We start from the raw sequence: 4,014 nt of genomic DNA, 5'->3' as shown, positions 1-4,014 counted from the left end.
CCCGCTGGCCATGGGCACCCGCAAGATCGGCCCGGCGATCGCCGCGGGCTGCACCATGGTGCTCAAGCCCGCCCCGCAGACCCCGCTGTCCAGCCCGGCCCTGGTCGCGGTCGTCTACGGCCCCGAGCACCGCATCGCCTACGTCAACGACGCCTATGCCGAGCTCTTCGGCTTCCGCGCCCCCGGCGCGCCCGCCCGCCAGGCCCTGCCCGAGCTGCGGGAGCTGGGGCTGCTGCCGCTCATGGACCAGGTCCTGCGCAGCGGCAAGCCTCGTACGGTGAAGTCGCGGCGGGTGCCTGCGGGCGACTCCGGCCTCGCGCCGGGCCCCGGGCCGGCGGCGGACCCCGGCCGCTCGCCCCATGGGTACTACACCTTCACCTGCTCCCCGATCGAGATGGCCGCGCCGGCGCCCGCCGCCTCCGGCGCGCCGTCCGCCGGCGAGCCCATCATGGATGAGGCGACCGGGAGCGAGCCGCCCGCTGCCGGGCCGGTCTCCGAGGCCGTCGAGCCGGTCCGCGGCGTGCTCGTCTTCGGCGCCGATGTCACCGACCAGGTCGGGTCCGCCGAGCGGCTGCGCGCCAGCGAGCGGCTTCAGCGTGAGGCCGCCGTCACCCTCCAGCGCAGCCTCCTCCCGCAGGAGCTGGAGCAGCCCGACGATCTGCGGGTCGCCGCCACGTATCAGCCGGGCGGCACGGACGCGGCGGTCGGCGGCGACTGGTACGACGTCATCACCCTGGGCGCCGGCCGCACCGCCCTCGTCATCGGCGACGTCATGGGCCGCGGGGTCCGGGCCGCGGCCGTCATGGGCCAGCTGCGCACGGCCGTCCGCGCCTACGCCCGCCTCGACCTGCCGCCGCACGAGGTCCTGCAACTCCTCGACGGCCTGGCCGCCGAGATCGACGCCAACCAGATCGCCACCTGCGTCTACGCCGTCCACGACCCCAATGAGAGCCGTCTCGTCTACGCCTCCGCGGGCCATCTTCCGATCCTGGTCCGCGACCCGGGCGGCACCGTTCGCCGTGCCGCCGAGCCCACCGGGCCGCCGCTCGGCACCGGCGGCTGGCTGCACACCTCCGGCTCCGTCCCGCTCGGGCCCGGCGCCAGCGCGGTCCTCTACACCGACGGCCTGGTGGAGCGGCGCGACAAGGACATCTACGACGGCGTCGCCGCGCTCGAGCGCGTCTTCGCGGGCGCGACCGGCTCGCCCCAGGTGATGTGCGACCGCCTCATCCGGGCGCTGGGCATCACCGCGGAGCACGATGACGACGTGGCGGTGCTGGTCCTCCAGCACCCTGCCCGTACGGGGCATGACGCGGAGCTCTTCCACAACGCCGCCCTGGAGCTCCTCGGCGGGGTGGAGGCGGCGCCCCGCGCGCGGGCCTTCGCCTCCGGAGTCCTCGCCAGCTGGCGCTTCCCCATGGAGCTGCGCGATCTGGGCGTGCTCGCCGCCAGCGAGCTCGTCGCCAATTCCCTCCAGCACGGCACGCCCCCGATGCGGCTGCGGCTGCGCCGCACCGACCGCCGTTTGATCATCGAGGTGACGGACGGCGATGACCATCTGCCGCGCCGCCGCCGCGCCGAACCGGCGGACGAGGCCGGGCGCGGCATCTCGATCGTCGCGACCATCGCCTCGTCCTGGGGATCACGCCGCACCTTGGGCGGCGGCAAGGCGGTGTGGTGCGAATTCGTCCTCCCGGCGACCTGACCGACGCCGACGCCCTGGTCCGGCGGAGCCGCAGCGCTCCGCCGGACCAGGGCGAGTCCGGGGCGGCCGGCCGGGTCGGGCCGGTCCGCGTCCGGGTCAGGCCGCGGTCGTCACCTCATCCACCGAGGCGGACCGTGGCGCGGGCACCGAGGGACCGGCGACGGCCCGCAGCGGAATGTCCTGCTGGGCCGTGAGCCGCCGGCCGAACCGCACGGCGAGCACCGTCAGCCCCAGCGAACAGACGATGAGCGTCGCGATATACGTCCCGAACAGCCCGGCCCCCGCCAGCATCCCCCCGACAGCCGGGCCGGCCGCCAGCGCCAGCTGCTTCACCAGCGAGAAGGCGGAGTTGTACTGCCCGAGCAGCGACGGCGGCGCCAGATCGGCCACCAACGGGGCGATGGTCGGCGAGAGCATCGCCTCGCCGAGCCCGAAGAGCGCGTACGCCGAGATGATCGCGCCGATGCCGAATGCCTGGCTCCCGGGCACCAGCCCGGCGACCCCCGCGACGGCCCACGCCATCGTCCAGACAAGCCCAACCAGCGCGATCACCCGGCTGCGCCGCCGCCGCTCGATCAGCTTGAGCACGACGAACTGCGCCAGCACGATGACCGCCGTGTTCGCGGCCAGCGCGACCCCCAGCATCGCGGGCGATATCCGAGCGACATTCACCGCGAACGCCGACAGCCCGGATTCGAACTGTCCGTAGCAGGCGAAATTGATCACAAAGCCCAGCACACACAGCTGCACCATGGCCCGATTGCTCAGCAGGGCCCGCCAGCCGCTCTTGGTGCCGATGCGGTCATCGGTCGGCACCGCATCGTCGATCACCGGAACCTTCGGCAGCCGTACGCTCCCGACCGCCGCACCGAGCACCAGGAACATCGCCGCGTCGATCGCGAACAGCCGGACGAAGCTCGACGGGGCGGAGGTGTCCACCAGCAGCCCGCCGAGCAGCCCGCCGATGCCCAGCCCGAGATTGCCGAGAAAGAACTGCATGGCAAAGGCGCGCGACCGGGTGGTCGGCGTCGAGCACCACACGATCAGAGTGGCCAGCGCGGGCTGGATCACCGCTATACCCGCGCCGAGCACTCCGGCCGCGGCGACGACGAGCGGCTCGCTCGCCGCCAGCCCGAGCCCCAACGATCCGACGGCGGCGGCGACCGCACCCGCGACGGCAACGGACAGCGGACCCCGCCGGTCGATCACCCGACCGGTGAAGGGCAGCACGGCAAGCGCGGCCACCGCGAACATCGCGAGCACCATGCCCGCCGTGTTCGCGCCGAGGTCCCGCACCTGCGCCACATAGACGAAGAGAAACGGAACAGTGAAGCCGTTGCCGAACGCGCTCAGCGCGTTGCCCAGCTGGATCCGGCGCAGCGCTGCGCCCATCGCGGTGGTCACACTCACCTACCTAGGTCGAAGAGGGTCAGAAGGGGCATAGGCCGTCCGGGCCTCGACGGAGACCCGGACAGTGGAAGCCTGAAGACTTCGAAGCTAAACTTCGATACTTAAGAGTACACAATCAAGGACTTCAGCACCAATGAGTTTCGTGTCATACTGCGCTGCATGGCTGAGACCCCCGACCCGGACGACCTGCTGAGCCTCGAAGAGCAGCTCGCGGCGTACCAGCGAGAGTTCCAGGACCTGGACCCCCAGGTGGAGCAGGTGGTCAGCGCCCTCAGCCGGCTCACCCGGCGGATGAACGTCGCCTACGGACGCCAGTCCGCGACCCTCGGCATCAGTAACGCCGAGTGGGAGGTCCTCAAGGCCCTCGTCCTGTCCGGAGCCCCGTACCAGCTGGGCCCCGGCGATCTGGCAAAGCGGCTCGGCCTCACCCCCGCCGCCATGACCCACCGCATCGACCGTCTGGTCAGCGAGGGGCTGGTCACCCGTGAGCGTGATGAGAACAATCGGGTGCGGGTGATCGTCGAGCTGACGGCCGAGGGACGCGAGAAGTGGCTGGAGGCGATGCGCCGCGCATCGATCTTCGAGGAGGACCTGCTCCAGGACCTCTCGAGCGAGGAGCGAGGCGCCCTCGGCGAGATGCTCACCCGGGTGCTGCGCCGGGTGGAGGAAGCCCAGCCCGACGCCGAGGGACGGCTGAGCGACCTTGAGTGAGGCAAACGGCCGAGCGAGGGTTGACACCGGCCACGGGGATGCGTAATGTACTCCGAGCTGCCCCGGAGCCGTACGGTTCCTTGGTACGCATCGCGCCGCACCGGCGGCAAACCACTACTGCACGGCCCCTCATCGGGATCGATTTCGGCATGCCGAAATTCGGAACGGAAGCTCGATTATGAGCATCG

The 4,014-nt window shown here is 71.8% G+C and carries 3 protein-coding genes; 2 read left to right on the top strand and 1 reads right to left on the bottom strand.

From position 1 onward, the window contains the following. A partial coding sequence (locus ABZS71_RS35350; RefSeq protein ID WP_356216891.1) for an aldehyde dehydrogenase family protein occupies positions 1-1,705 on the top strand: 1,705 nt, incomplete at its 5' end. 96 nt (positions 1,706-1,801) lie between these two features. On the opposite strand, the gene ABZS71_RS35345 is transcribed toward ABZS71_RS35350, so the two are convergent. Continuing rightward, positions 1,802-3,109 (bottom strand): MFS transporter, encoded by a 1,308-nt coding sequence (locus ABZS71_RS35345; protein WP_355852059.1) that lies wholly within the window; start codon positions 3,107-3,109, stop codon positions 1,802-1,804. A gap of 165 nt (positions 3,110-3,274) precedes the next feature. Here ABZS71_RS35345 and ABZS71_RS35340 point away from each other — a divergent pair, with 165 nt between their 5' ends. After that, positions 3,275-3,826 (top strand): MarR family transcriptional regulator, encoded by a 552-nt coding sequence (locus ABZS71_RS35340; RefSeq protein ID WP_356216889.1) that lies wholly within the window; start codon positions 3,275-3,277, stop codon positions 3,824-3,826. The last annotated feature ends 188 nt before the right edge of the window (positions 3,827-4,014 follow it).

This window comes from Streptomyces sp. NPDC005393 (assembly GCF_040606675.1).
GTDB lineage: Bacteria > Actinomycetota > Actinomycetes > Streptomycetales > Streptomycetaceae > Streptomyces.
This window is presented reverse-complemented; position numbering and strand designations above follow the sequence as displayed.